The organism is Vibrio mytili (assembly GCF_049563345.1).
In the GTDB taxonomy this organism is placed as follows: Bacteria; Pseudomonadota; Gammaproteobacteria; order Enterobacterales; family Vibrionaceae; genus Vibrio; species Vibrio mytili.
Genome location: NZ_CP110481.1, coordinates 2,865,718 through 2,890,447 on the forward strand (window position 1 = coordinate 2,865,718; position 24,730 = coordinate 2,890,447).

22 protein-coding genes, 1 tRNA gene and 1 riboswitch are annotated in these 24,730 nt (G+C 45.6%); of the genes, 10 read left to right on the forward strand and 13 right to left on the reverse strand.

Annotation, left to right across the window (positions count from 1 at the left end; genetic code table 11):
- Positions 1 to 204: 204 nt before the first annotated feature.
- Positions 205 to 510, reverse strand: coding sequence for a DUF3630 family protein (locus ONE56_RS13240; protein WP_331439133.1), 306 nt, complete (start codon positions 508 to 510; stop codon positions 205 to 207).
- Positions 511 to 520: 10 nt separating this feature from the next.
- Positions 521 to 2,356 (reverse strand): ATP-dependent DNA helicase RecQ, encoded by a 1,836-nt coding sequence (recQ, locus tag ONE56_RS13245; RefSeq protein WP_331439132.1) that lies wholly within the window; start codon positions 2,354 to 2,356, stop codon positions 521 to 523.
- A 189-nt stretch (positions 2,357 to 2,545) separates the two neighbouring features.
- Between recQ and rarD the strand changes: the two genes are divergently transcribed.
- From rarD to ggt, 4 genes are all read left to right on the forward strand, one after another.
- Positions 2,546 to 3,460 (forward strand): EamA family transporter RarD, encoded by a 915-nt coding sequence (gene rarD / locus ONE56_RS13250; protein ID WP_423839994.1) that lies wholly within the window; start codon positions 2,546 to 2,548, stop codon positions 3,458 to 3,460.
- Positions 3,461 to 3,533: 73 nt separating this feature from the next.
- Positions 3,534 to 4,331 carry an AraC family ligand binding domain-containing protein gene (locus tag ONE56_RS13255; RefSeq protein WP_423839995.1) on the forward strand — a complete coding sequence of 266 codons (798 nt, stop codon included), beginning with the start codon at positions 3,534 to 3,536 and terminating at the stop codon, positions 4,329 to 4,331.
- A 91-nt stretch (positions 4,332 to 4,422) separates the two neighbouring features.
- The gene (locus ONE56_RS13260) at positions 4,423 to 5,082 is read left to right on the forward strand and encodes a LysE family translocator (protein WP_423839996.1); all 660 of its coding nucleotides are present in this window, start codon (positions 4,423 to 4,425) and stop codon (positions 5,080 to 5,082) included.
- A 111-nt stretch (positions 5,083 to 5,193) separates the two neighbouring features.
- Entirely contained in the window at positions 5,194 to 6,960 is a 1,767-nt protein-coding gene (gene ggt / locus ONE56_RS13265) for a gamma-glutamyltransferase (RefSeq protein ID WP_423839997.1), read from the forward strand.
- Between the two features lie 715 nt (positions 6,961 to 7,675).
- Here ggt and uvrD read toward each other — a convergent pair.
- The gene (uvrD, locus tag ONE56_RS13270; protein ID WP_423839998.1) at positions 7,676 to 9,850 is read right to left on the reverse strand and encodes a DNA helicase II; all 2,175 of its coding nucleotides are present in this window, start codon (positions 9,848 to 9,850) and stop codon (positions 7,676 to 7,678) included.
- A gap of 280 nt (positions 9,851 to 10,130) precedes the next feature.
- On the opposite strand from uvrD, the gene ONE56_RS13275 reads away from it, so the two are divergent.
- The 4 genes from ONE56_RS13275 (at position 10,131) to ONE56_RS13290 (ending at position 12,560) form a co-directional block, all read left to right on the forward strand.
- Positions 10,131 to 10,391, forward strand: coding sequence for a DUF2282 domain-containing protein (locus ONE56_RS13275; protein ID WP_331439128.1), 261 nt, complete (start codon positions 10,131 to 10,133; stop codon positions 10,389 to 10,391).
- A 76-nt stretch (positions 10,392 to 10,467) separates the two neighbouring features.
- Entirely contained in the window at positions 10,468 to 11,340 is an 873-nt protein-coding gene (locus ONE56_RS13280) for a DUF692 domain-containing protein (protein ID WP_423839999.1), read from the forward strand.
- A complete protein-coding gene (locus ONE56_RS13285) occupies positions 11,337 to 12,095 on the forward strand; it encodes a DNA-binding domain-containing protein (protein WP_423840000.1) in 759 nt (252 codons plus the stop codon). Before ONE56_RS13280 ends, ONE56_RS13285 begins: the two co-directional genes overlap by 4 nt.
- A 9-nt stretch (positions 12,096 to 12,104) precedes the next feature.
- A complete protein-coding gene (locus ONE56_RS13290; protein ID WP_423840001.1) occupies positions 12,105 to 12,560 on the forward strand; it encodes a DoxX family protein in 456 nt (151 codons plus the stop codon).
- Between the two features lie 27 nt (positions 12,561 to 12,587).
- On the opposite strand, the gene ONE56_RS13295 is transcribed toward ONE56_RS13290, so the two are convergent.
- Both ONE56_RS13295 and ONE56_RS13300 read right to left on the reverse strand, forming a co-directional pair.
- Entirely contained in the window at positions 12,588 to 12,872 is a 285-nt protein-coding gene (locus ONE56_RS13295) for a hypothetical protein (protein WP_041156707.1), read from the reverse strand.
- A 91-nt stretch (positions 12,873 to 12,963) separates the two neighbouring features.
- Positions 12,964 to 14,157 carry a multidrug effflux MFS transporter gene (locus ONE56_RS13300; RefSeq protein WP_209419721.1) on the reverse strand — a complete coding sequence of 398 codons (1,194 nt, stop codon included), beginning with the start codon at positions 14,155 to 14,157 and terminating at the stop codon, positions 12,964 to 12,966.
- Positions 14,158 to 14,264: 107 nt separating this feature from the next.
- Here ONE56_RS13300 and ONE56_RS13305 point away from each other — a divergent pair, with 107 nt between their 5' ends.
- Both ONE56_RS13305 and ONE56_RS13310 read left to right on the forward strand, forming a co-directional pair.
- The gene (locus ONE56_RS13305; RefSeq protein ID WP_423840002.1) at positions 14,265 to 15,206 is read left to right on the forward strand and encodes a LysR family transcriptional regulator; all 942 of its coding nucleotides are present in this window, start codon (positions 14,265 to 14,267) and stop codon (positions 15,204 to 15,206) included.
- Positions 15,207 to 15,389: 183 nt separating this feature from the next.
- On the forward strand, positions 15,390 to 17,180 hold the full coding sequence (locus ONE56_RS13310; RefSeq protein WP_423840003.1) for an aminopeptidase P family protein: 1,791 nt from the start codon (positions 15,390 to 15,392) through the stop codon (positions 17,178 to 17,180).
- Positions 17,181 to 17,279: 99 nt separating this feature from the next.
- On the opposite strand, the gene thiH is transcribed toward ONE56_RS13310, so the two are convergent.
- From thiH to ONE56_RS13350, 8 genes are all read right to left on the reverse strand, one after another.
- Positions 17,280 to 18,392, reverse strand: coding sequence for a 2-iminoacetate synthase ThiH (gene thiH, locus ONE56_RS13315; RefSeq protein ID WP_423840004.1), 1,113 nt, complete (start codon positions 18,390 to 18,392; stop codon positions 17,280 to 17,282).
- A gap of 34 nt (positions 18,393 to 18,426) precedes the next feature.
- Complete coding sequence (locus ONE56_RS13320; RefSeq protein ID WP_041156703.1) at positions 18,427 to 19,194, reverse strand: thiazole synthase; 768 nt, start codon at positions 19,192 to 19,194, stop codon at positions 18,427 to 18,429.
- 5 nt (positions 19,195 to 19,199) lie between these two features.
- Positions 19,200 to 19,454 carry a sulfur carrier protein ThiS gene (thiS, locus tag ONE56_RS13325; RefSeq protein WP_041156702.1) on the reverse strand — a complete coding sequence of 85 codons (255 nt, stop codon included), beginning with the start codon at positions 19,452 to 19,454 and terminating at the stop codon, positions 19,200 to 19,202.
- Positions 19,455 to 19,492: 38 nt separating this feature from the next.
- Positions 19,493 to 20,266: a HesA/MoeB/ThiF family protein gene (locus ONE56_RS13330; protein ID WP_041156701.1), complete on the reverse strand. Its 774-nt coding sequence runs from the start codon at positions 20,264 to 20,266 to the stop codon at positions 19,493 to 19,495.
- Positions 20,253 to 21,668: a thiamine phosphate synthase gene (locus ONE56_RS13335; protein ID WP_423840005.1), complete on the reverse strand. Its 1,416-nt coding sequence runs from the start codon at positions 21,666 to 21,668 to the stop codon at positions 20,253 to 20,255. Before ONE56_RS13335 ends, ONE56_RS13330 begins: the two co-directional genes overlap by 14 nt.
- Positions 21,668 to 23,608 (reverse strand): phosphomethylpyrimidine synthase ThiC, encoded by a 1,941-nt coding sequence (thiC, locus tag ONE56_RS13340; RefSeq protein ID WP_423840006.1) that lies wholly within the window; start codon positions 23,606 to 23,608, stop codon positions 21,668 to 21,670. Before thiC ends, ONE56_RS13335 begins: the two co-directional genes overlap by 1 nt.
- A gap of 159 nt (positions 23,609 to 23,767) precedes the next feature.
- Positions 23,768 to 23,866: riboswitch (TPP riboswitch) on the reverse strand.
- A gap of 60 nt (positions 23,867 to 23,926) precedes the next feature.
- Complete coding sequence (gene crcB / locus ONE56_RS13345) at positions 23,927 to 24,310, reverse strand: fluoride efflux transporter CrcB (RefSeq protein ID WP_423840007.1); 384 nt, start codon at positions 24,308 to 24,310, stop codon at positions 23,927 to 23,929.
- A gap of 288 nt (positions 24,311 to 24,598) precedes the next feature.
- A tRNA-Trp gene (locus tag ONE56_RS13350) sits at positions 24,599 to 24,675 on the reverse strand.
- Between the last annotated feature and the right edge of the window lie 55 nt (positions 24,676 to 24,730).

The window sequence follows — 24,730 nt, forward strand, 5'->3', positions numbered from 1 at the left end:
CTTACCAACAATGTTAAATGAAAAAATGGCTTCACTCTGTATTGAGCAAAGCGGTGGGCGATTATACATTAACCACTTTGACTAGCAAGTAGAGGTTTTTACGCAAACGTTTATTCTCATACTTCACTTAAAAACAGCGGCTTTTAAGATACAAACAAAAAAGGTGTTTCATGTGAAACACCTTCCTACTACGCTCTTTTCAGATCAGAAACCACGTTGAAACAACCCGGCTAGATAATCAAGCTCTTCCCTGCTCTCTTCTATCGTCAGCGCTTCAAACCAAATCGCTTCACTATAATGTTCAGCCTTCATAAACAAACGACAGCCTTCAAAATCGATGAGCCAAGAATGGATATCCGCATCCCATTGCTTTTCAATAACAACAGCAGATAACAATCCAACCAAACGCTCTCCCAGCGCAGGAAATGTATCTAAATCAAAGCTTGGGGCAGTAATAACTAAACGCCCTTCGTCAGCGAAATATTCCGCTAAGCCAAATTCCTTTTGCATAGTCAGTCTCTTAACCGTGGTGAGTAATGTGTTCTTGAATCAAATCAAGAAACGGATCGGCATACTTTTCTAGCTTTCGCTGCCCCACGCCACTAACGGCTAACATCTCACCGTATGACGTTGGCAATATATCTGCCATATCAATAAGCGTCGCGTCACTGAAAACCACGTACGGTGGTAACCCATCTTCATCTGCAATCGACTTACGCAATTTACGTAACTTAGCAAACAACTTTTTATCATAGTTTTTGCTAGTGAGTTTATCTGTTTTCGCCGCGCGAGCAGTGGTGTCGAGCCGGGGTACCGCCAGTTCGAGTGACACGTCTCCGCGCAGCAACGGGCGCGCTTCTTCAGTCAACTGCAACGTTGAATTACGGGTGATATTTTGAAACAACAGACCTTTGTGAATCAGCTGACGGAAAATGCTCACCCAATAGTCATGACTATTCTCACGCCCGATTCCATAGGTAGAAAGTTTATCGTGCCCATGTTCACGGACGCGAATATTTTGCATTCCCCGCAACACTTCAACAACGTAATTCATACCAAAGCTCTGATTAACACGGTAAACACAGGATAAGGCTTTGCGAGCTTGTTGCGTCGCATCAAACAGTTTAGGTGGATCAAGACAAACATCGCAGTTCCCACAAGGTTTTTCACGATATTCACCAAAATAGTTTAACAATACTTGGCGACGGCAGGTCTGCGCTTCGGCAAACGCACTCATCGCATTGAGTTTATGGCTTTCGACTTGTTTTTGCGGGCCATCGTCTTTCTCGTCCAACATACGACGTAACCAACTAATATCAGCCGGATCGTAAAGCATCATCGCTTCTGCTGGTAAACCATCTCGCCCGGCACGCCCCGTTTCCTGATAGTAGGACTCGATGTTACGGGGAATATCAAAATGCACGACAAAGCGCACGTTTGGTTTGTTAATCCCCATACCAAAGGCTACCGTAGCAACAACGATTTGAATATCATCACGTTGAAATGCTTCTTGAACATACGCTCGCTCATCAGTCTCCATTCCAGCGTGGTAACCCGCGGCACGAATACCATTGTTACACAGCTTCTCTGTCACCATTTCTACTTTCTTACGACTACCACAATAGATAATCCCGCAGTTCCCTCTCTGGGTTTCTAAATAGCGGATGATTTGCGAAACGGGCTTATGCTTTTCAACTAAGTTGTAACGAATATTAGGGCGATCAAAGCTCCCCAGATAAACCTGCGGTTCCGTTAAATTCAATCGCTGTAAGATATCTCGACGAGTCGCATCGTCCGCGGTCGCGGTTAGCGCCATAAATGGAACGTGTGAAAAGTGCTGCTTTAGTTGACCTAACGCGGCATATTCGGGACGGAAATCGTGGCCCCATTGCGAAATACAATGCGCTTCATCTACGGCAATCATCGATAAAGAAAGATGTTCTAAGCGCTCGATAAAATCGCGCATTAATACTCGTTCAGGCGAGACATAAATCAGCTTCAACTGACCATTATGCATCCGGTTATACACGCTGAGCAGCGCTTCTCGGCTCATGGTCGAGTTGACACATTCCGCCGCTACACCATTGGCTTTGAGCTGATCAACTTGGTCTTTCATCAGTGAAATCAGTGGCGAAATTACTAAGGTAATACCAGGCTTTACTAAAGCAGGAATCTGATAACAAAGTGATTTACCGCCACCAGTCGGCATAATAACTAAACTATCCTGCCCCTCTACCGCAGCATCAATGACTTGTTGCTGGCCATCACGAAAAGACTGATACCCAAACACGTCCTGTAATACTTTTTGAGGTGTTGCAGGCAAGTCTGATGGTTCAGCTAACAGAGTCGAGGTCATGAATAATCTCAGGTTGGATGGTCAAGAAATGCTTTTCCGTGCCGCGAAGTCAACGCCTCTTGGCACACAAAACGAGGGCACATTGTAATGGGGTTTGATGGCGAATAAAACCGCAAATTGTTAGGTGTTTCCTAGTACGGCTCGTATACTCAGTTTCTCGTCTATAAATACACAAATAATTGGCACTTCATGACTTCCGAAGAACAACTGCGCGCACGACAAGGCGTTCTGCTTGCGATTGCGGCCTACACTATGTGGGGTATTGCCCCTATGTACTTTAAATCGATTGCCCAGGTCTCTGCGTTTGAAATTCTCAGCCACCGAGTGATTTGGTCTTTCTTTTTGCTTGCTGCTCTACTTCATTTTGGCCGAAGGTGGCGTGCCGTCTATGACATTGCAAGCAGCAAAAGTAAAATGGCATATCTGCTATCAAGCTCTGTCCTCATTGGTGCTAACTGGCTGATTTTTATTTGGGCAGTCAACACCAACCATATGCTTGATGCGAGTCTTGGCTATTTCATCAACCCACTGATTAATATTTTGCTTGGGATGGTATTTCTCGGAGAGAGACTACGCAAACTCCAGTGGTTCGCTGTGGTACTGGCGGGTTGTGGGGTATTAGTGCAATTAATCGTCTTTGGTTCGGTACCGATTGTTGCGATGGCACTTGCGATGAGCTTTGGATTTTACGGGCTGCTACGCAAAAAAGTGGCCGTGGATGCGCAAACCGGGCTCTTTGTCGAAACACTGCTTCTTTTGCCGGCAGCGTTGGTTTACTTGTTGTTTTTCGCTGATACCGCCACATCAAACATGATGGATAATGCCGCTTCTCTCAATACACTTCTTATTGCTGCTGGTGTGATTACAACGTTACCTCTACTCTGCTTTACTGGTGCGGCAACAAGGCTCAAATTATCTACTTTAGGTTTTTTCCAATACATCGGTCCAAGTTTAATGTTTTTGCTTGCCGTACTGATGTACGGAGAAGCGTTCACTATGGATAAAGCCATCACCTTCGCTTTTATTTGGGGTGCGTTAGTCGTATTCAGTATCGATGGACTGCGCAGCAATCGTCGTTCTCGTCGGGCAATTCAGCCACAGTGATCGTTTTTTACAAGACAACAACGATATTGATAGATAAGCTTGGTTATATTATGACCAAGCTTTTTTGTATGTAATGGAACAGATTCAATACTATTCTACAGCCCATGACCAGTTGAGCCTGATCGAGGCGAAATATCAGAGTTTTGCTTTTCAAAAGCACTATCATCTTGATTTTCACCTTGGCTTAATCACCCATGGTGAACAGAAATTCCATCACCAAGGCAGCCATCATCAAGTCGGACACGGACAGATTGTCATTATGCCGCCTGATGAACTGCATGACGGTCAATCACGGCGTGCTGATGGGTATGAAGTGAATGTATTTTCGATCGAACCAAGCATGCTCAGTGATCTGGCAGATCTAAAACAAAACGGTCAAACAATCAGCTTTAATGCACTGATCATCTCGGATCCGCAGATATTTTTACAACTTAGCAACTTGCACCTCTACCTGCGCAGCAAAAACCTCAGTCAGTTGACCAAAGATTGCCTGCCATTTGAGGGATTTAACTCACTAATTGATCGCTATGGCTCCCTAGACAGACAGAAAGTCCTACCGCTTGGCAACCAATCACTTAACACCTTAAAAGAGTACTTGATGGCTAACCTTGATAAGTCGGTTCGCTTGAATGCACTCTCTGAACTCTGCCAACTGAGCCCAACTCAGTTTCAGCGACATTTTAAAGCCCAAACTGGCATGACGCCGTACGCTTGGTTTGCTCGTTTGCGGTTAGAAAAAGGAATGAAGCTACTTCAAGCAGGTCAGTGTGGAACTCAAGTCGCACATCAAGTCGGCTTTTACGATCAAGCGCATTTCAGTAAAGCATTTAAGCAAACTTATGGTATATCACCATCGCAAGTGGCCCGATAAAACCATTTGATAAAATGCTGCCAATATTTTACAAGCATTCTCCGCGATATAGCGTGACAATGTTGCTCTTCGCTTTGTTTTGAGATGTGTTATGAATGAATCTACCATCCTATTAACGCTTGCCAGTATCCACTTTATTGCGTTGATGAGTCCAGGTCCTGATTTTGCTCTGGTCGTGCAGAATGCGACACGCCATGGCCGCCAAACCGGATTGTATATCGCGCTAGGGTTGTCGGTTGGTATCTTACTGCACTCCCTATTCAGTCTAACGGGTGTCAGCTTTTTAGTTCACCAACATCCGCTGCTCTATTCCGTCTTGCAATTACTTGGCGGTAGCTATCTGCTCTATTTAGGTATCGGCGCCCTACGAAGTGTGATCTCCATGATCAAAAACCCTCTTTCTGATCAACCGAGCAAAGCAAACCATCTCGTGATCAGCAATAAACGCCAAGCTTTTACCAAAGGTTTCGCAACTAATATTCTCAACCCAAAAGCCTTGGTGTTTTTCGTTAGCTTAATGTCGAGCCTTGTGCCTGCAGACATGTCGGTGACAGGCAAAGGCATTGCCCTCGTAATTCTATTTGGTCTGTCGCTGTTCTGGTTCTCCAGCCTCGCGTGGATGTTATCAACGCAGCGCTTACAAACACGGTTGCAGCAAGCCGGTATCTATATAGACGGTTTATGTGGCGTAGTCTTTACGCTGGTGGGTGGTAGTATTTTAGTGCAAACCATCCGTACCTTTATCGGATAACTCTCTGATTTAAAAGCATCGCACACTCGACATTTCTAAAATAGGAAACTCGACGACCAGTTCCATGGCTGCCAAGCTGAATAAATCAGATTGGCAACATGGAGAGCCATCATGCGATGGACGTTCAACCGACTCGTACTCTCGGGTCTTTTTCTTACTTCCCCTTTCATTTTAACCGGGCAAGTCCGCGCGAACCAAGCTGCTGACTCTGTCGCACCAGAGCACAGTACCGGCATGGAACAGAAGCAGATAGTCAAAGCGAAAGATTACATGGTGACTGCCGCGAACCCACTTGCCACTCAAGCGGGTGCAAACGTGCTTGCTCAAGGCGGTAATGCCATAGATGCCATGGTCGCGGTACAACTGATGCTTGGCTTAGTTGAACCCCAATCATCTGGTATTGGTGGCGGTGCGTTTTTAGTGTATTGGAACGATGAAACGCAAAAGCTGACGACTTATGACGGACGTGAAACCGCGCCCCTCGCCGCGACGCCAACACTGTTTCTAGACGAAAATAGTCAGCCACTGCAGTTCTACGACGCCGTGGTGGGTGGACGCTCTGTTGCAACGCCCGGCACCGTCAAGCTGCTGTGGGACACTCACCAAAAATACGGCAAACTGGATTGGAAAAAAATCATCCAACCTATTATCACGCAGGCGGAGCAAGGTTTCAAAGTCAGCCCTCGCCTAGCAAGTTTGATAGAAACAGACGCCGAGCGTTTATCGCGCTTTCCAGCCACCAAAGCCTACTTCTTTAACTCAGATGGTTCGCCAAAAAGCGAAGGTACGTTATTAAAAAACCCTGAGTACGCACAAACACTGAGTGCCATTGCCAAGCAAGGCGCTCAAGCCTTCTACCATGGGGATATCGCCAAGGACATTATCGAGACGGTACAAACCGCGCCGGGAAACCCGGGCGTATTAGCCCAACCCGATTTTGACACCTACCAAATCAAACAACGTGATCCGGTTTGCGCGGCATACCAAAGCTATGATATTTGCGGTATGGGGCCGCCGAGTTCCGGCGCGCTCACTATTGGCCAAATTTTGGCGCTCACTGAACAGTACGATCTTAAAGGCTGGGGCGCTAACAGCATTAAGTCTTGGCAAGTACTCGCCGATGCATCTCTTCTAGCGTTTGCTGACCGTGGTAAATACATGGCAGACCAGGATTACGTACCAATGCCAACAGAAGGCTTGCTCGATAAAGACTATCTCAAACAGCGAGCTAAGCTCATCCAAGTCGGCAAAGCACTAAACAAAGTTGAAGCAGGTAACCCTCCGTGGTCACACGCAATGAATTTAAGCATGGACGAGTCCATTGAGCTTCCTTCCACCAGCCATTTCAATATCGTCGATAAACAGGGTAATGTCGTCTCCATGACGACCACCATAGAGAATGCGTTTGGCTCGCGTTTAATGGTACGTGGTTTCTTGCTTAATAACGAACTGACCGATTTTTCTTTTCGCACTCATATTAACGGTACTCCAATCGCAAACCGTTTAGAGCCAGGTAAGCGGCCACGATCTTCGATGGCACCGACGATTATGATGAAAGACAAAAAGCCATACATGGCGATAGGTTCTCCGGGTGGCAGTCGAATTATCGGGTACGTTGCTCAAACTATCATTGCTCACACTCAGTGGGATATGAACATTCAACAAGCGATCAATCAACCAAGACTGTTAAACCGATTTGGCACTTTGGACATTGAAAAAGGAACCTCCGCAATCAACTTACAACCGGAGATGGAAAAGATGGGCTTTACCACCGAAATACGCGACTTGAACTCCGGCTTGCACGCTATCCGAATCACTCCTGATGGCTTAGAAGGTGCGGCAGATCCACGTCGAGAAGGTATCGCTATCGGAAAATAATAGCCTTTAGCCCGCTTCTTTGTGCGAGATCTCGCACAAAGGGTTGGGTAAAACACGCTTTTCGACGAGTAAAATAGCCATAAAACCCATTTAACCTATTGAATAATAAGAACATGAGGCTTTATTAAACATATCACAATAAGAAAAATGTGCGCTTTCTCCGTTGTCCAGGTGCGCGAAATACGTAATATTAAACCTGTCGGAAGGATGCTGACACGGAACAGGAATTACCAAGGATTTGGTAGACTTCAGGAAGAAGAAACGGTTATTCAGGATGAATAGTCGGGCATGGAATGCAAAACTGGACATTGAACGGAATCAATAGTGACTAGGATGGTTGCTACTAAGGACGGGAAATGGACACCTCTGGACGAGGCAAGGACTGAACATCAGGATGATGTAATGGACACCGCTCAGGGAACAAGTGATGAGAGCTAACGAGGATTGTTAGCAGACCAGGATAAGGTCAAGGACACCGCTAGGAAGGCGACGGAAGGAATACGCTGAAGGAATCGGCACACTATCATGGATTCGATGCATGGAGCACTTTTAGTAGCTGGATTGCTGCGAGTAAGACTATAACCCCGATGGGCGCAAGCCCTCGGGGTTTTTCTTTGCCTGAATGTTCTGAATGTTCTGAATGTTCTGAATGTTCTAATAGCTGACATAAAAAAGAGCCACCTAGGTAGCTCTTTTGAGATTTTATGTGAATAGCTTAAAGCTTCTCAAGTTTTGCGTAAGCGGTCACTAACCATTTGATGCCTTCACCGTTAAAAGCAATCTGTACCCGGCTTTGTGGGCCACTGCCTTCAAAGTTGATGATCGTCCCTTCACCAAATTTCGGGTGCATCACGCGCGAGCCTAGCGAAAACCCTGTCTCATTGAAGTTTTCTTTCACCGCAGTCTGGCTAAAACGGCCACTGCTTGAAGGACGGCTGACTTGTGCCTTCATGCGCACTTCATCTAAGCAAGTTTCTGGTAACTCGCGAATAAAGCGTGACGGCTTGTGGTATTTATCTTGACCGTATAAACGACGCATTTCAGCATACGTGATGTAGAGTTTCTGCATCGCTCGGGTCATACCGACATAACATAAGCGTCGCTCTTCTTCTAAACGCCCCGCTTCTTCGGCAGACATCTGACTTGGGAACATGCCCTCTTCCACACCGACCATAAACACTAATGGGAATTCCAACCCTTTCGCACTGTGTAGCGTCATCAGTTGAACAGCATCTTCAAACTCATCGGCCTGCCCTTCACCAGCCTCTAGAGCTGCATGGGTTAAAAATGCCGTCAGCAGAGACATTTCTTCCGCTTCTTCTGGTTTCTCAAACTGGCGAGTGGCGGTGACCAATTCCTCTAAGTTTTCTATACGAGCCTTAGACTTTTCACCCTTCTCTTGTTCGTACATGGCAAACAAGCCAGAGTATTTTATTACGTGGTCGGTCTGCTCATGCAATGGTTTATCTAGTGTGTCGTCTTCCAAAGCCGTGATGAGCTCAATAAAACGACTCAGCGCACCTGCGGCGCGACCAGCAAGCACCTGCTCTTCTAGCATGGCTACGCTCGCTTCCCACATGGTGCAACCACGATCACGAGCTGCACGACGAATGGTCTCTAAAGTCTTATCACCCATACCGCGAGTTGGCGTATTTACCACACGTTCAAATGCTGCATCGTCATTGCGATTGGCAATCAAACGCATGTAGCTCAGTGCATCTCGAATTTCCTGACGTTCGAAGAATCGCATCCCACCATAAATACGGTATGGAAGACCGGCCTGAATCAGCGCTTCTTCTAGAACACGAGATTGGGCGTTATTACGGTAAAGCATCGCACTATCATTCAATGCTCCACCGTTATCTTGCCACTCTTTGATTTTATTCACAGCAAAGCGGGCTTCGTCTAATTCGTTGTACGCACTGTAAACCGAAATCGGCTCACCTTCTGCACCATCGGTCCAAAGCTCTTTCCCCATGCGCTCCGTGTTGTTGGATATCAGGGTGTTCGACGCTTCCAAAATCGTTTTAGTTGAACGATAGTTTTGCTCAAGACGGATGGTATTAACACTAGGAAACTCGAGTGTGAATTTCTCGATGTTTTCTACTTTTGCACCACGCCAGCCATAAATGGATTGGTCATCATCACCAACAATCATTACATGACACTCAGGACCTGCCATCATCCGTAGCCAAGCATATTGAATGTTGTTGGTATCTTGAAATTCGTCGACCAAAATATGCTTAAAACGCGCTTGGTAATGTTCACGAACAAACTTATTTTCACGCAGTAGCTCATGCGCGCGCAGCAAAATTTCCGCGAAATCCACCAAACCAGCGCGATCACACGCTTCTTGGTAAGCGGTGTATAGCTGAAGGTAAGTTTTAGTCACTGGGTCGTGATAAGCGTCGATGTGCGATGGGCGCAAACCTTCGTCCTTCTTACCATTAATCCACCACGAAACTTGACGTGCAGGCCACTGCTTTTCATCTAAGTTTTGTGCTTTGATTAAACGCTTTAACAAACGCAGTTGATCATCGCTGTCTATGATTTGGAAGTCTTCCGGTAGCTTGGCATCAAGATAGTGCGCGCGCAAAATACGATGGCAAATTCCGTGGAAAGTACCATTCCACATGCCAGATGCACTGCCCATCATCAACTCTTCAATACGACCGCGCATTTCTGCTGCCGCTTTATTGGTGAAAGTGACCGACATGATCGAGAAAGGAGAAGCTTGCTCAACTGACATGAGCCAAGCGATACGGTGAACAAGAACGCGAGTCTTACCACTCCCTGCACCAGCAAGGACGAGCAAGTTTTCTAGAGGTGCTGCGACGGCTTCACGCTGTTTATCGTTCAAGCCGTCGAGTAATAGAGATGGATCCATCATGATGAGCTACTGGTTATTTATACATAAAAACCGATTATAACCTAAACAACCGGGTGCTGTTTAGACAAAACTTGATAAAAAAATTCGCTGTTTTTTAATCTTTTATTCAAATAGTTGGCAAGGTTAACCAATAAAATTTCATTTGCTACGACTATTTTCATGAAAGTTTTTCTGCCTCATCTCTATCTTTTAGTTTAAGCAAGTGGATAAAGGTTGTACGCCAAACGGCAAATCGACTTGCCTGACGAAAGTAAAAGGAAATCACTCAGAGGAAATTATTATGAAAAAGTCGAACCTTGCAGTTACTGCCGCTGTTACTGGTCTTATCGCTCTTGGTGGCACCATGCTGACTGCAGCACCTGCTGTCGCCGCAGAGAAAGAAAAGTGTTATGGCGTGGCAAAAGCCGGTAAGAATGACTGTGCAACTAAAAACAGCTCTTGCGCGGGCACCTCTAAAGAAGACAACCAAAAAGATGCCTTTGTTGTCGTTCCTAAAGGATTGTGTGACAAATTGGTGGGTGGCAGTACCATGGGGTCGTAACTTCATTGCTTTGCTTGCAAGGGGGTACGCTGTACCACCCCCCTGCTCGTTTCGCCACTCGAGTAAGGAGTTTCACGTGAAACATCAGACTTATCACTCTCTTTCAGGCGTAGGATTACGATCCCCTCACCTAAACTACTTCAGCCAACACAAACCTGATCTGTCTTGGTTAGAAATTCACAGCGAGAACTATTTTCAACCCAATACAGCCGCGCGCCGACACCTGCACATCTTGCGAGAGCAATACCAAATCAGCTGTCACGGGATTGGTTTATCGTTGGGTTCGATAGCTCGTGTGAACACCAAACACTTAACTCAACTGAACGCGCTCATCAATGCGATTGATCCCATCTTCGTCTCTGATCATTTAAGCTGGAGTGAAAATGGTGGCCATTACTTCAATGACCTGCTTCCATTACCCTACACGGAAGAGGCATTGCAAGTCTTCACTCGTAATGTGCTCGAAGTCCAAGAACATCTACAACGTGAAATCTTAATTGAGAACCCTTCTAGCTATGTGAAATTTCACCATTCAACCATCAGCGAATGGGAGTTTCTTACCGAAATACAAAAGCGCACTGACTGCCGTTTATTGCTCGACTTAAATAACGTGTATGTCTCCGCCTTTAATCACGGTTTTGATTGCGGTACATACTTAGATGCGATTCCGGCCGATAAAGTCGACGAAATTCATTTGGCAGGTTTTACCATCAAACAGTTAGATCAAGGCGAAATCTGGATTGATACTCACAGTCGTCCAGTCAGTGATGAGGTATGGCAACTGTTCACCAATTGGATACAAAAACATGGACCTCGACATACATTAATTGAATGGGATTTAGATATTCCAGCGCCAGAAATATTACTTGGCGAAGCAGAAAAAGCGTCCTCGTTATTGCTTAGAAATGACAATTCGCTCGGGCAAAAAAACAAAAGGAAAGCGTCATGAATCTCGCGACCTTACAGAATCAATTTGCTAAAGCCCTTCACTATCAGGCACTCGGTGAAGAATGCGATATCATGAGCGACAAGTTTACTGCTGACAAACGGATGCAGATTTACCGCAACAACTTTGTCATCAGCTTAAGTGAAATATTAGCCGCAACCTATCCGATGATTAACGCGCTAGTTGGAGAAGAGTGCTTCTCGCAAATCGCTCGTCAACACGTTCTTTCTCATCCGCTAGAAGAAGGCAATGTCGTGCATTATGGTGCGGGCTTTCAAGATACTATTATGCAGTTCAGCCAAGTAATGACTCATGCGCCCTATATACCTGAAGTCGCTCGGTTTGAATGGAGTATGGACTTAGCTCGACAAGTATATGGTGAGCAAATCGCCCCCCTAAATCTTATGCCTCTGTCTGCACTGACTAATGTGACTGAAGAACAGCAACCTCACCTTGTATTTCACTTACGCACCGGAAGCCGCCACTTTGACTCTAACTACGCGGTGATTGATCTCTTTCATGCAATTCAGCGACAAGATTTTGAACAGCTCAATATCAATCAATTGCAACAAGGCGTGATTGCGACTCAAAGTAATGGTGACGTGACATGCCATGCCCTGAATCCTGACGCATTCCAGTTACTGCGTGCGTTAGAAAAAGAACTCAGTTTGAGTGAAATCCCACAAGCTTTATTCGCTCAACTCAATCATATTTTCACTCTCGACTTAATAAGCGGATATACGCAAAAAGGACAGTAAGGAGTGCGTATGACAGATGCGCTAAAGAGCTTGGTTTATAAATATGAGCAGTGGAACCATATTCTACAAAATGGCGTTGCCACTTTGTTGCTGCTATTTTGCCGCTTATGGGTTGCGTGGGTATTCTTCCATTCAGGGCTGCTCAAAATTTCATCCTGGGATAGCACGCTTTATTTATTTGAGTTGGAGTACCAAGTGCCATTCTTGCCATGGTATCTCGCTGCTTATCTAGGTACGATAGCCGAATTGGTTCTGCCCGTATTCTTAGTCCTTGGTTTGATGACACGCCCAATGGCTGCGGTTCTCTTTATGTTTAACATTGTCGCGGTCCTTTCTTACCCTTTATTATGGGAAAAAGGGTTCTATGATCACCAGTTTTGGGGGTTAATGATGTTAATCGTCATTGTATGGGGACCAGGGCGAGTCTCTGTCGACCAATTTATTAAGCGTAAATTGACTGGATAAAAAAATCCCCGCAGTTGCGGGGATTGTTTACTGTTTATTCAGGTAAGCTAATAAGTCGTCTGCTGAAATGCCTTTTTGGGCAATGTCTTTCGCCAGCAATTCAACTTGTTCGCCTTTACGCGATTCAATCACTTGCTGAAATTGATACACGATATCACGTAGAATAGGCAAAGGAACTTGCTTTGCCGCGCTGCGAATACGCTCGGAGCTTTGATTACCCAACTCATTAAGCAACTTACCAAACATCACTTTTTCAGGTGATTCTTCCATCTGCTCTAAGATACGAGCCATTTCATACGTGGTTAAAGACATTACTTTTTGAATTCCATTATGGTGTCAGAGAAAGTCTGAGCGACAAATATACACGCCTTACTGACATTGGAAAATACCAAATTACGCTGATTTACGCTTTAGCAAAGCGTGCATGCCAATTTTTACCCGTTTTGGTAAATAGAATGACAAGAGCAGGTAATAATACCCACATATGAAGTGCGATCAACGTTTGCGGGTCAAGAGATAAGCGCTGCAACGTTCCAACCAGCAATCCTGAACCACTCATTTGGAACAAGCCAAGTAATGCTGCGGCTGTACCTGCCCTATCACCAAACGGCTCCAATGCTTTCCCTGCTGCCGCACCCAGAATGAATGCAAAACCCACTGAAGACATAAAGATAGGCAGCATAAAAGACAATGCCGTATTCTGACCATTCATCATTAGCATGATCACTCCAGCTAGACCCAATGTCGAGATCCCGGTAACCAAAGTGTTGTGCGTGCCAACACGCTCCATAAACTTAGGTGCCAGCATACAAGCCGCAATATTGATCACTGCATTCATACCAAACCAAAAAGTAAACTCGTTCATCGACAATCCCATCCCAGTCATCAAGACAGCTGGTGCGGAGGTCACGTAAGCGATGATCACCGCCATCGCCATCAAGCATAATGATGCATGGAAAATAAACGAAGGCGTACTCAGCACAGACCAGTAACGGCTAAGTTTAAATACCGCTTGTTTTTCTGTCGTCGGATTGGTTTCCTTCATCATAAAAAACATTAAAGTGCCAGAAAGCACTGCGAAGCCAGCCATAAAACTGAAGTTAGCCCGCCAATCAAACTGCTGAGTCAACCAGCTACCAAGAATTGGCGCTAAAGCCGGAATAAAACAAATCGCACCGTTAAGATAGCTGATCATTTTACCGCTTTTTTCCGGGCCAAAGAGATCGCGAACTGTTGCAAAGGCTGCTACCGATGTTGCACACGCACCTAAGCCTTGTAGCAGTCGGGAAACCAACATCCACTCAATATTTTGAGCACTCCACGCCAATAAAGCGCTCATCGCATAGATGGTGATACCACCTAATGCAACAGTTCGACGTCCAAGTTTATCTGCCAAAGGGCCAGCAAACAGCTGCCCGACACCCATCGCAAATAAGAACCAAGTGATCGTGTCTTGCGCCAACGCATCGTCTACTTGAAATGTAGAAGCAATAAGAGGTAACGCTGGTAGGTAAATGTCTATCGCTAGAGGACTAAACAGAACCAAAAGGGTCAGCAAAACCATTTGCTTTTTGCTGTTAGAAATATGGCCAGACACGCAACTCTCCAAATAAAAAAAGAACTTTTGCCTGTAGCTTAATCATCTCATGATATGAATGGAAATGATGTATAATCATGACCATTATTCCTTATTGGAAAATCATAATGAATGTAGAAAAACTTGCACGTATTGACCTGAATCTATTGGTTTGTTTTAAAATCCTGATGGAAGAGTTAAATGTTACACGCGCCGCCCACCGACTCTGTCTTAGCCAATCGGCAGTCAGTAAATCATTAGCTAAGTTGCGCACCCAATTCGACGACCCTTTGTTCACACGAAACTCACACGGTTTGACGCCCACACCCCGCTCTTTATTCCTCAAACCAAAACTGGATCTGTTGATCAATCAACTCGAAGTACTCACACAACCGGAAGAGTTTTCTCCACAAAGCAGTGAGTATCGATTTCAAATTGCTGCAGTAGAAAGTGTTTATCCTCTTATCTTGCCACACTTTTTACCGGCTATCTTTCAACAGGCGCCAGCCGTCACGATCAGTACCCATCCTTGGTCAGACAACACGTTTAAAATGCTGCAACGTGGCGAACTAGATTTAGGTTTAACGGGTAAAGACATCGACATTAATGACGCAAAACTGACCTTGTTACCTCCGGATGATATATGCGAACAAGAAATCTATCGTGACCATCAGATGTGCGTTGTCCGCAAGAACCACCCGGTACTAAACCAAAAGTGGAACCTTGAGGCCTACTTAGCCCTACGGCATGTACAAGTTCGCTGTGATGGCAACGATCGCTGGCTACTTGATTATCGTCTGGCTGACCTTGGTGTAGAGAGAGACATTGCAGTAACGGTGCCAGACTTCAACAGCGCAGCCAGTTTATGTTCCTATACCGATTTTATTTTCACCGCACCGAGCCATTTCGTTCAACTCGCAGCAAAGCAACTGGACTTAGCGGTTGTGCCGCTGCCACTCGAATTTCCACCTATGGCATACACTTTATTTTGGCACAGAGATAGAGAAAACGACCCGGCGTTAAGCTGGCTACGCACGATGATCACGCAAAAAACCGATCATCTTAGATAAAAGCTCGGACTCTGTTTGCGATCAGCAAATAAAATGAGTAGCTTAATCAGTGAAAGTCCTTTTTGGCTCATCTTTGGTCTGTTGCAACCTTGTTTGCACTTTCGATTTAAATCAGTCGCACGAGTAAAGGGAAACAGCGCCACACCTGAGCATAAAGGAGCGCTAATTGAAGGAATAACACAGATGCATAATGATACCCAAAGTCGCGTGAATGCAATTCGCGAATGGCTTATACAACATAATATTGATGCCCTACTCATTCCACACGAAGATGAGTATTTAGGTGAGTACGTTCCAGCTCATAACGAGCGTTTACATTGGCTCACTGGCTTTACTGGTTCGGCTGGTGCAGCAGTCGTCACCAAAGACAAAGCCGCCATTTTTGTTGATGGCCGCTACACCGTTCAGGTCACCAAACAAGTCCCGGCGGATCTGTTTGAATATCGCCACCTCATTGAAGAACCAGCCCTAGATTGGATTCTAAACAATCTTGTCACCAATGCATCCATCGCCATTGACCCTCGTATGCACAGTTCCGCTTGGCTTGATATGGCACAAAGTAAACTAGCAGGAAAACTCGATCTCAAAACACTAGTAAGCAACCCAATTGATGAGCTATGGCATGACCGTCCTGCTCCTGTTGTTTCTGACGTTCGTTTAATGCCTACCGAGACAGTTGGACAATCAAGTGAAAGTAAGCGCGCAGAGGTGGCAAAGTTAGTAACGCAAGCTGGTGCAGATAGCGCGGTAATCACAGCGCTTGATTCAATTTGTTGGCTACTAAACGTTCGCGGCCTAGATGTATCTCGTTTACCAGTATTACTATCACATGTGATTCTTCATTCAGATGCCTCTGTCGAATACTTCCTCGACCCTGCTCGACTACCTGCTGACTTTGATGCCCACGTAGGATCAGGCGTTACGGTATATCATCCAGAGGCGCTTCAATCTCGTCTTGAGGCGATGACTGGTAAACAGGTGCTCGTCGATCCTGCCATCAGCAATGCCTGGTTTAAATTAGTATTACAAAATGCAGGTGCCTCAATCGTTGCTGCGGCCGATCCATGCTTGCTACCAAAAGCAGCGAAGAACCCAGTGGAAATTGCGGGCATGAAAGCATGTCATATTCGCGATGGCGTAGCGATGAGCAAATTCTTATGTTGGTTAGACGCTGAAGTCGCGGCAGGTCACCTTCATGATGAAGCAACCCTCTCTGATAGGCTTGAAGCCTTCCGCAAAGAAGACCCAACCTTAAAAGACTTGAGCTTCGATACGATTTCTGCCGCTGGTAGTAATGCGGCAATGTGTCACTACAATCACGAAAACCAAACTGTACCCGGTAAGCTAGAAATGAATACGCTTTACCTGGTCGACTCAGGCGGTCAATACCTGGACGGCACCACTGACATTACACGTACCATTGCGATTGGTCAGCCTTCAGCAGAAATGATCAAACAGTTCACACTAGCGCTCAAAGGGCACATAGGCGTTGCACGTGCTCGCTTCCCAAAAGGCACACGAGGATATCAAATTGATACGCTAGCACGTCAGCATCTTTGGGCTGAAGGATATGATTATGACCATGGAACAGGTCATGGTGTCGGTCACTTCTTGAGTGTGCACGAGGGACCTGCAAGCATCTCTAAGAGACAAATCGACGTTCCACTGCTCGAAGGTATGGTGCTATCCAATGAACCTGGTTACTACCGTGCCGACGCATTTGGTATCCGCATTGAAAACCTTGAACTGGTCGTAGAAACGCCGACGCAAGGTGACTTCTCTGTTTTATCTTTTGAGTCATTGACGCGTTGCCCAATCGATAAACGTAACATCAACGTTGATATGCTGACCCGCCCTGAACTCGCGTGGTTGAATGCCTACCACCAGAAAGTTTGGGATGAGATCAGCCCACTTGTTGAAGGTGATGTGAAAGAGTGGCTTCGTCAGGCAACGCTACCTGTAGAACACAGCTAGAAGCTAGAAAAAATAGAGAGTTGATGTTTTGCATCAACCCTCTTTCTTTTCTTATGTTTCACGTGAAACATAACGATGACCAGTGGCTTTATTTGTTGCTTAACCAGAATACGCCGAGTGCCAGTCTCGCCATACTGGGTCAAAGCCTTTGGCTCTAATCATATCTTCCACAGAACCAGCACTTCGCTCATCACTGATCTCAAACTGCTCGAGTTCAACATCATCCATCGCATAACCACCCGGCTGAGTTTTCGATGCTGCAGATATACTGGTAATGCCTAAAGGCAATGCGTTGTCTCTAAACTTCGGTGACTCACGAGTCGATAACGACAACTCCACTTCTGAATTCAACAATCGATAAGCGCAAATCAACTGAACAAGCTGCTTATCCGTCATGACTGATTTTGGTTGGAGCGCGCCCTCACAAGGACGTAAACGTGGGAAAGAAATCGAGTAACGAGCCTGCCAATATGTGCGCTCAAGATAGTCCAAGTGCGCTGCCACATAAAAACAATCTGTTCGCCACTCTTCCAACCCTATTAAAGCACCAATACCGATCTTATCGATGCCCGCTTTTGCGAGGCGGTCGGGTGTATCCAATCGGTATTCGAAATCCATCTTATTGCCACGCAAATGGTGCTCAGCATAAGTCGATGGATGATACGTTTCTTGGTAAACCATCACCGCATCTAAACCCAATGTCTTGAGCTCAGCGTATTCGTCTTGATCAAGTGGCTGTACTTCCATCGCCAAATAGTTGAAACGTTGCTTAATCATCGGCACCATTTCGCGGAAGTATTTCATGCCCACTTTGGTTTCGTGTTCGCCAGTCACCAGCAATACGCTATCAAACTTCATGCGTTTAATCGCTTCTACTTCTGCAGCCACTTCGTCCATATTCAAAGTACGACGCTTGATTCTATTCTCCATTGAGAAGCCACAATAAGTACAAGCATTGGCGCACAAGTTAGAAAGGTACAATGGAATATAAAGCGACATGGTATTACCAAAACGCTTACGAGTTGCCGAGTATGACAACTGCGCCATTTGCTCTAAGTACGCCTCAGCCGCTGGTGAAATTAGTGCTTTAAAGTCTTCCAAATCACGCTTGGGTTTATTCAATGCCCGCTCGACATCTTGTGCCGTTTTCGCGTAGATCGACATTGAAATGTCATCCCAATTAAGCTGCTTAAATTGTTCAACGAAGCTCATGTTTTCCTCGCTTATTAGCTAAACCAATCTAGGGTTAAAGCTCATCTAGGAATGACGTCAGTGGACTCGACGCAACCGCATGAGAAACCTTACCAGCAAGTCCGGCTTCATAAGCCATACGCCCCGACTCTACCGCCAACTTAAATGCCTTCGCCATCGCAACGGGATCGCTCGAAGCTGCAATCGCAGTATTGACGAGCACGGCATCCGCGCCCATTTCCATCGCACGCGCGGCATGTGAAGGGGCACCAATACCCGCATCAACAACGACAGGAACATTAGCTTGGTCGATAATGATCTCTAGGAAGTCGTGAGAAACTATCCCTTTGTTGGAACCGATCGGCGCACCTAATGGCATGACTGCAGCACAGCCTACTTCTTCCAATCTTTTACACAGAACCGGGTCAGCATGACAATAAGGAAGGACAATGAAGCCTTCACGAACCAGTTGCTCAGCGGCTGCAAGTGTCTCAATTGGATCGGGCATCAAGTACTTGGGGTCTGGATGAACTTCCAGTTTTAACCAGTTAGTACCTAATGCTTCTCGCGCCAGTTGTGCAGCAAACACAGCATCTTTAGCATTCTTTGCACCTGAGGTGTTCGGCAATAAGTTCACCCCCGCTTGTACTAACGGCAGCAAAATATCGTCTTGTTGGTCGTTCACATCCACACGCTTCAACGCCATAGTCGCAAGTTGAGAACCCGACACTTGAATCGCTTCTGCCATTAGTCGGCTGTTGGCAAACTTCCCTGTTCCTGTGAACAGTCTTGATTCGAATTGTTTATCACCAATTTTAAGCATCGACTTTAACCCCCTGCGATCGCTTGAAACAAAGAGATGCTATCTCCCTGTGAAAGAACTGTGCTAGCCCACTCACTGCGCGGCACAACATTGTTATTAATTGCAAAAACACAGCCTATTTCAGGCAGCGCAAATTGGCTAATGATTTGCTGTAGATTCGACTCACTGGCAACTTGATGTGACTGGTCATTGATGACAATAGTGATCACATCTAAGTCAGCAGCGGTCACTGGTGTTGTTTGTTGTTCTGATAACGTCATTGTTTCCAACTCTCTTAATTCTGCCCATTACTCTTAAGCTAAATCTGAGCACACACTTGGCACTGTTTGTCTTTGCTTATCGCCATGGTTTGCCATTGCAGTTTCAATCCATCAAACAGGTGTAGCTTGGCAGTCTCAACATGAAACTTTCCCGTCGCCAGTTTTTGAATTGCTGCTATCGCTTGGTAGTTGCCAAGTGTGCCCACCACCGGACCAACGACACCGCTCTCACTGCACTTTTGAGTTTGTGGTAATTCGTCAAACGGATACAAACAGCGGTAACAGGCTTTACTCTGTGCCTCTTGTTCACTCGGCGTTTGGTAATCAAAGACAGCAAATTGCCCTTGCCAACCAATTGCCGCCGCTGAGATTAGCGGCGTATTTTGATCGAAACAAACTTGGTTAATTAGCTGGCGCGTTGGCATGTTATCGGTGCAGTCCAACACCACATCCGCTAGCATCACCTCAAGCTGTAGCTGTGCTTTGTCTAATCGTTTATTGAGAGCACGAACTTGAACCATAGAATTAAGTTCATTGAGTTGCTTTACAGTCGCTTTTGTTTTCGCAACTTGGAGGTCTTGCTCACGATAAATGATCTGACGTTGTAGGTTACTGCTATCAACTTCATCATCATCAACCACAACCAATTTACCAACACCCGCTGATGCCAAGTACAAACTCGCTGCGCTTCCTAACCCACCACAACCGATGATCAGCACATGCGATTTACTCAAACGCTCTTGCCCACCTTCAGCAATTTCAGGCAGAGCGACTTGGCGTTGATAGCGAAGGAACTGCTTATCCGTGAGCATGCTCGCCTCTCTTGGTATGCGCCAATTCACTATTCAGATCAGTAAACGTTAGCTGTCTTTCCTTCATCAGTTGTGCAAAAAACTCGATAACGGACTGAGGTGATTCTGCCAAGGTAATAGCACGCACGACTGCCAAGCTAGAAACGCCCGTTTTCCAAACTTGGTCAGCATTAGATTGGTCAATACCACCGATCGCGACCGTCGGAAAGCCAAGCACGTCGCCACTAACGGCTTTGTCTTTTGAAGGACGGCAAGCCGACTCTTTGTTTCCGTAAGGAATGCTATCAATCAGCTTTTGATACAGAGCCAAGCGCATCAAACCTTGTGGTTTCGATAGCATCTGTTTTGTGGTGGTTGGGAAGATATGTCCTAGCGCGATGTAACTAGGATGAATCTGTACGATGCGCAGTAGCTCATAATAACCATGAGTAGAAAGACCAAGACGAATGCCCGCTTTAGTTAGCTGAGCCAAATTCGATTCTTCTATGTCTTCCTGCCCTAGGTGAACGCCATAAGCGCCATGTTTGATTGCCAACTGCCAATAGTCATTGATGAACACTTGCGCTTGGTACTGACGACCTAGCTCAATCGCTCGAATGATCTGTTGTTCTAAATCGACTTGTTGTGGGTTCTTGATTCGTAGCTGAATAGTGTTGATGCCTAAAGGCAGTAAACGCTCAATCCACGCAACATCATCAACTACCGGGTAAAGCCCTAAACTTTGCTTAGTTAGAGTTGGAAAGCTAACGCTCTCTCCTTGCGCTGACCAACCAACTTGAATACCTAGTCGTTTATCTTCCAGTACTGGTGTGGGGAAATCATCAAATTGGTCAGCCCACGGAGTAGTTTGCCCTCCGTCGAAGTTGTCATTCAACTGTGTTTCACGTGAAACATTCGCTTGTTGAGTTAGCATTCCTCGAGCAAGTGTTAACGCATCTTCGATAGGAAAATCGAGTACTGTCAGCGTTACTATCCAAGCAAGGTGATGTTCGGGGTCGAAGATTACGTTGAGTTTGGACTTAACGGAAAGCGCTCTCACTTCGTCGTTAATTGGGTGACGCCAGATATCAAGCTGAAGCACTTTCTCCTTTTCATCGGAAACTTGAGTATCAGCAATACCAATGTAAATCGCTTTCGACGGTTGCTTTGCGAACGCTTCTACCGATAAAGAAGAACGGTAATAAAGCACAAATGAACTCTCATGCTCAGAATTATGTCCATCAATAAGATCAGTCGTTATATGTGTGGTCTGTTGGTCGCGAACAAGCTGAATAGATTGAGTTGGGCTCACACCCAACTCAATGTCTTCGATGATAAAACCCTGTTCTTTCGCCAACAACAAACATTGCTTAACTAAACCTGTCAGTTCAATCAATGATGACGGAATAAGGATTTTGCTCATTAGTCACTTACCTCGGCATGTGCTGCTGGGTGGTATAACTCAGAACCTGACTCTCTAAATTCTTGCGATTTCTGACGCATCCCTTCGAGAGGATCATCCAGCATTTTGATCGAGATAGCTTGGTCCGCAGCAACTTGCTCAGTGTCTTTCGCGTACTCTCGAACCTCTTGCGAAATCTTCATCGAGCAGAACTTTGGTCCACACATCGAACAGAAGTGAGCAACTTTTCCCGACTCTTGAGGCAAGGTTTCGTCATGGAACGCGCGCGCGGTATCTGGGTCTAATGATAAGTTAAATTGGTCTTCCCAGCGGAATTCAAATCGAGCTTTAGATAGTGCATTATCACGAACCTGTGCACCTGGGTGCCCTTTTGCCAAATCAGCGGCATGCGCAGCCAACTTGTAAGTAATCATACCGGTTTTTACGTCTTCTTTGTTCGGTAACCCTAAATGCTCTTTCGGGGTCACATAACATAGCATTGCGCAGCCATACCACCCAATCATGGCAGCTCCGATACCTGAAGTAATGTGGTCGTAGCCAGGAGCGATGTCCGTAGTCAGTGGGCCTAGTGTGTAGAACGGCGCTTCATGGCAGTGCTCTAGTTGCTCTTCCATGTTCTCTTTGATCATGTGCATTGGAACATGACCGGGACCTTCGATAATGACCTGAACGTCGTATTCCCAAGCAACCTTGGTTAATTCTCCGAGAGTACGCAACTCAGCGAATTGAGCTTCATCGTTAGCATCAGCAACCGAACCAGGACGCAGACCATCGCCAAGAGAAAGTGCCACATCATACTTAGCGCAGATTTCACAGATCTCTCGGAAATGGGTGTATAGGAAGCTTTCTTGGTGATGCGCTAGACACCATTTCGCGATGATCGAACCGCCGCGAGAAACAATGCCAGTAACGCGTTTTGCTGTCATTGGTACATAGCGCAGTAGTAAGCCAGCATGGATAGTGAAGTAATCAACACCCTGCTCTGCTTGCTCAATCAGAGTATCGCGCATCACTTCCCAGTTAAGGTTTTCCGCCACACCATTCACTTTCTCAAGCGCTTGGTACATTGGTACGGTACCGATCGGAACCGGGCTGTTACGCAGAATCCACTCGCGAGTTTCGTGAATGTTACGTCCGGTAGAGAGGTCCATAACAGTATCGCCACCCCAGCGTGTCGCCCACACTAGCTTCTCAACTTCTTCCTCAATCGACGATGAAACTGATGAATTACCAATATTAGCGTTCACTTTGACAAGGAAATTACGACCAATGATCATTGGTTCAGATTCTGGGTGATTAATATTAGATGGGATAATGGCGCGGCCTTCTGCCACTTCCTTACGGACAAACTCGGCAGTAATGTCTTTTGGTAAGTTAGCACCAAAGCTTTGACCAGGATGTTGCAAGTTCAGCACGTCATCACGGTATTTGGCACGACCCATATTCTCACGCAGAGCGATATATTCCATTTCAGGGGTGATAATCCCTTTACGAGCATAGTGTAGCTGAGTGACACATTGACCCGCCTTCGCACGTCGAATGCGAGGCAGATTGCCGTAGCGCAGTTCGTCCAACGTATCATCTTCTAGTCTCTGTTTGGTATAAATAGAGCTAACGTCATCAAGAATTTCTGTATCTTTACGCTCCTCAATCCAACCATCTCTGAGCTTAGGTAGGCCGTTATAAAGGTCAATTACGTAATCTGGGTCAGTATATAGTCCCGAGGTATCATAAACGCGTACAGGCTCATTGGGTTCGAAAATAGGTGATTCTTTGGTACCACCAATAAGGCTATCAGCTAAAGAAATTTCACGCATAGGAACACGAATATCAGGACGTGAACCTTCGACATACACTTTGGTGGAATTTGGGTACGGTTGTACCGAGAGAGTATCAATAAACTGTTTTGCTTCCAGTCTCGCTTGCTTGCGACTCGACATAGCATTTTTCCTTGCTTGTTATTCTAGATAAAAAGTATTGGGATAAAAATGCTTGGCGGATAGATGCGACAAGAGGGGCCGAATTATGGACTGATAGAGAGACTATTCATCTATAACAACATTCGACGGTTTGATAGGTTAACCAGAATTACTCTGGTGTAAGTATCTTCTCCTGTTCCCTTCGCTGGTACTAACCAGATCAGGTTCAACGGATCCCGAATAAACGGTCTCAGCCTTATGGCACTCCGACAAGTGAATCTAGTATATAAAAACGGTCCGGCTAAACCAAGCAGAGCTGATTAAATTTTGACAAATTTACTAACTGCGCACTAATAGTTGGAAGCCGATCCAAGCTGCAGAAATACTTAATGTAACGTTCAACAGAACGTTTAAGCCCATTTTAAAAAATGCGCCTTGCTGCATGAGTAAAACATTATCCATAGAAAACGTTGAAAAGGTTGTTAATGCACCAAGAAAACCTAGTCCAATAATTTGTCGCCATGGATCAGTTGCTAATGCTTCATTTTCGAAAGCCGCGATCAATAGCCCCATAATAAAAGAGCCAATGACATTGACCATTAACGTCCCGTAAGGAAAACCACGCCCTAGAAGAAACACACACAGTTCAGAAATAAGATAACGTGAGCACGCACCAAACGCCCCCCCTACCGCGATAAAGCCTAAAATATAAAGTTGCCCCATAATCCCCCCAAATATTTATGGCGATATTGTAATCAAATTCTGAACAAGATCGATAATACAATCTTAGAATTCAACCTATAACCGTTCCTATAAAACAAAACATTTAAAAAGTTACAGGAGTCACTTTTAGGAGGGATAGATACAAAAAATCCCATTATTCCGATGAGAGTTGCTGCGTGATAGCAGAGTGGATAGATTCAACGGGCAGCCCATTCAGTTCCCAACATTACTTTGACTAAGCAAGAAACGCAAAAAAGCCCCAGTCTTTCGACTGAGGCTTTGATGTAATGGCAGGGGTGGAGAGATTCGAACTCCCAACACGCGGATTTGGAATCCGCTGCTCTGCCAATTGGAGCTACACCCCTAAAACTATCATATTTTAGATTTGACAAAACCTCGCATAAGCGAGGTTTTTCAAAT

Excerpts from the sequence above, each read along its gene's own strand:
- ONE56_RS13240 (WP_331439133.1), bottom strand. The coding sequence starts at position 510 with ATGCAAAAGGAATTTGGCTTAGCGGAATATTTCGCTGACGAAGGGCGT.
- recQ (WP_331439132.1), bottom strand. The coding sequence starts at position 2,356 with ATGACCTCGACTCTGTTAGCTGAACCATCAGACTTGCCTGCAACACCT.
- rarD (WP_423839994.1), top strand. The coding sequence starts at position 2,546 with ATGACTTCCGAAGAACAACTGCGCGCACGACAAGGCGTTCTGCTTGCG.
- ONE56_RS13255 (WP_423839995.1), top strand. The coding sequence starts at position 3,534 with ATGGAACAGATTCAATACTATTCTACAGCCCATGACCAGTTGAGCCTG.
- ONE56_RS13260 (WP_423839996.1), top strand. The coding sequence starts at position 4,423 with ATGAATGAATCTACCATCCTATTAACGCTTGCCAGTATCCACTTTATT.
- ggt (WP_423839997.1), top strand. The coding sequence starts at position 5,194 with ATGCGATGGACGTTCAACCGACTCGTACTCTCGGGTCTTTTTCTTACT.
- uvrD (WP_423839998.1), bottom strand. The coding sequence starts at position 9,850 with ATGATGGATCCATCTCTATTACTCGACGGCTTGAACGATAAACAGCGT.
- ONE56_RS13275 (WP_331439128.1), top strand. The coding sequence starts at position 10,131 with ATGAAAAAGTCGAACCTTGCAGTTACTGCCGCTGTTACTGGTCTTATC.
- ONE56_RS13285 (WP_423840000.1), top strand. The coding sequence starts at position 11,337 with ATGAATCTCGCGACCTTACAGAATCAATTTGCTAAAGCCCTTCACTAT.
- ONE56_RS13290 (WP_423840001.1), top strand. The coding sequence starts at position 12,105 with ATGACAGATGCGCTAAAGAGCTTGGTTTATAAATATGAGCAGTGGAAC.
- ONE56_RS13295 (WP_041156707.1), bottom strand. The coding sequence starts at position 12,872 with ATGTCTTTAACCACGTATGAAATGGCTCGTATCTTAGAGCAGATGGAA.
- ONE56_RS13305 (WP_423840002.1), top strand. The coding sequence starts at position 14,265 with ATGAATGTAGAAAAACTTGCACGTATTGACCTGAATCTATTGGTTTGT.
- ONE56_RS13310 (WP_423840003.1), top strand. The coding sequence starts at position 15,390 with ATGCATAATGATACCCAAAGTCGCGTGAATGCAATTCGCGAATGGCTT.
- thiH (WP_423840004.1), bottom strand. The coding sequence starts at position 18,392 with ATGAGCTTCGTTGAACAATTTAAGCAGCTTAATTGGGATGACATTTCA.
- ONE56_RS13320 (WP_041156703.1), bottom strand. The coding sequence starts at position 19,194 with ATGCTTAAAATTGGTGATAAACAATTCGAATCAAGACTGTTCACAGGA.
- thiS (WP_041156702.1), bottom strand. The coding sequence starts at position 19,454 with ATGACGTTATCAGAACAACAAACAACACCAGTGACCGCTGCTGACTTA.
- ONE56_RS13330 (WP_041156701.1), bottom strand. The coding sequence starts at position 20,266 with ATGCTCACGGATAAGCAGTTCCTTCGCTATCAACGCCAAGTCGCTCTG.
- ONE56_RS13335 (WP_423840005.1), bottom strand. The coding sequence starts at position 21,668 with ATGAGCAAAATCCTTATTCCGTCATCATTGATTGAACTGACAGGTTTA.
- thiC (WP_423840006.1), bottom strand. The coding sequence starts at position 23,608 with ATGTCGAGTCGCAAGCAAGCGAGACTGGAAGCAAAACAGTTTATTGAT.
- crcB (WP_423840007.1), bottom strand. The coding sequence starts at position 24,310 with ATGGGGCAACTTTATATTTTAGGCTTTATCGCGGTAGGGGGGGCGTTT.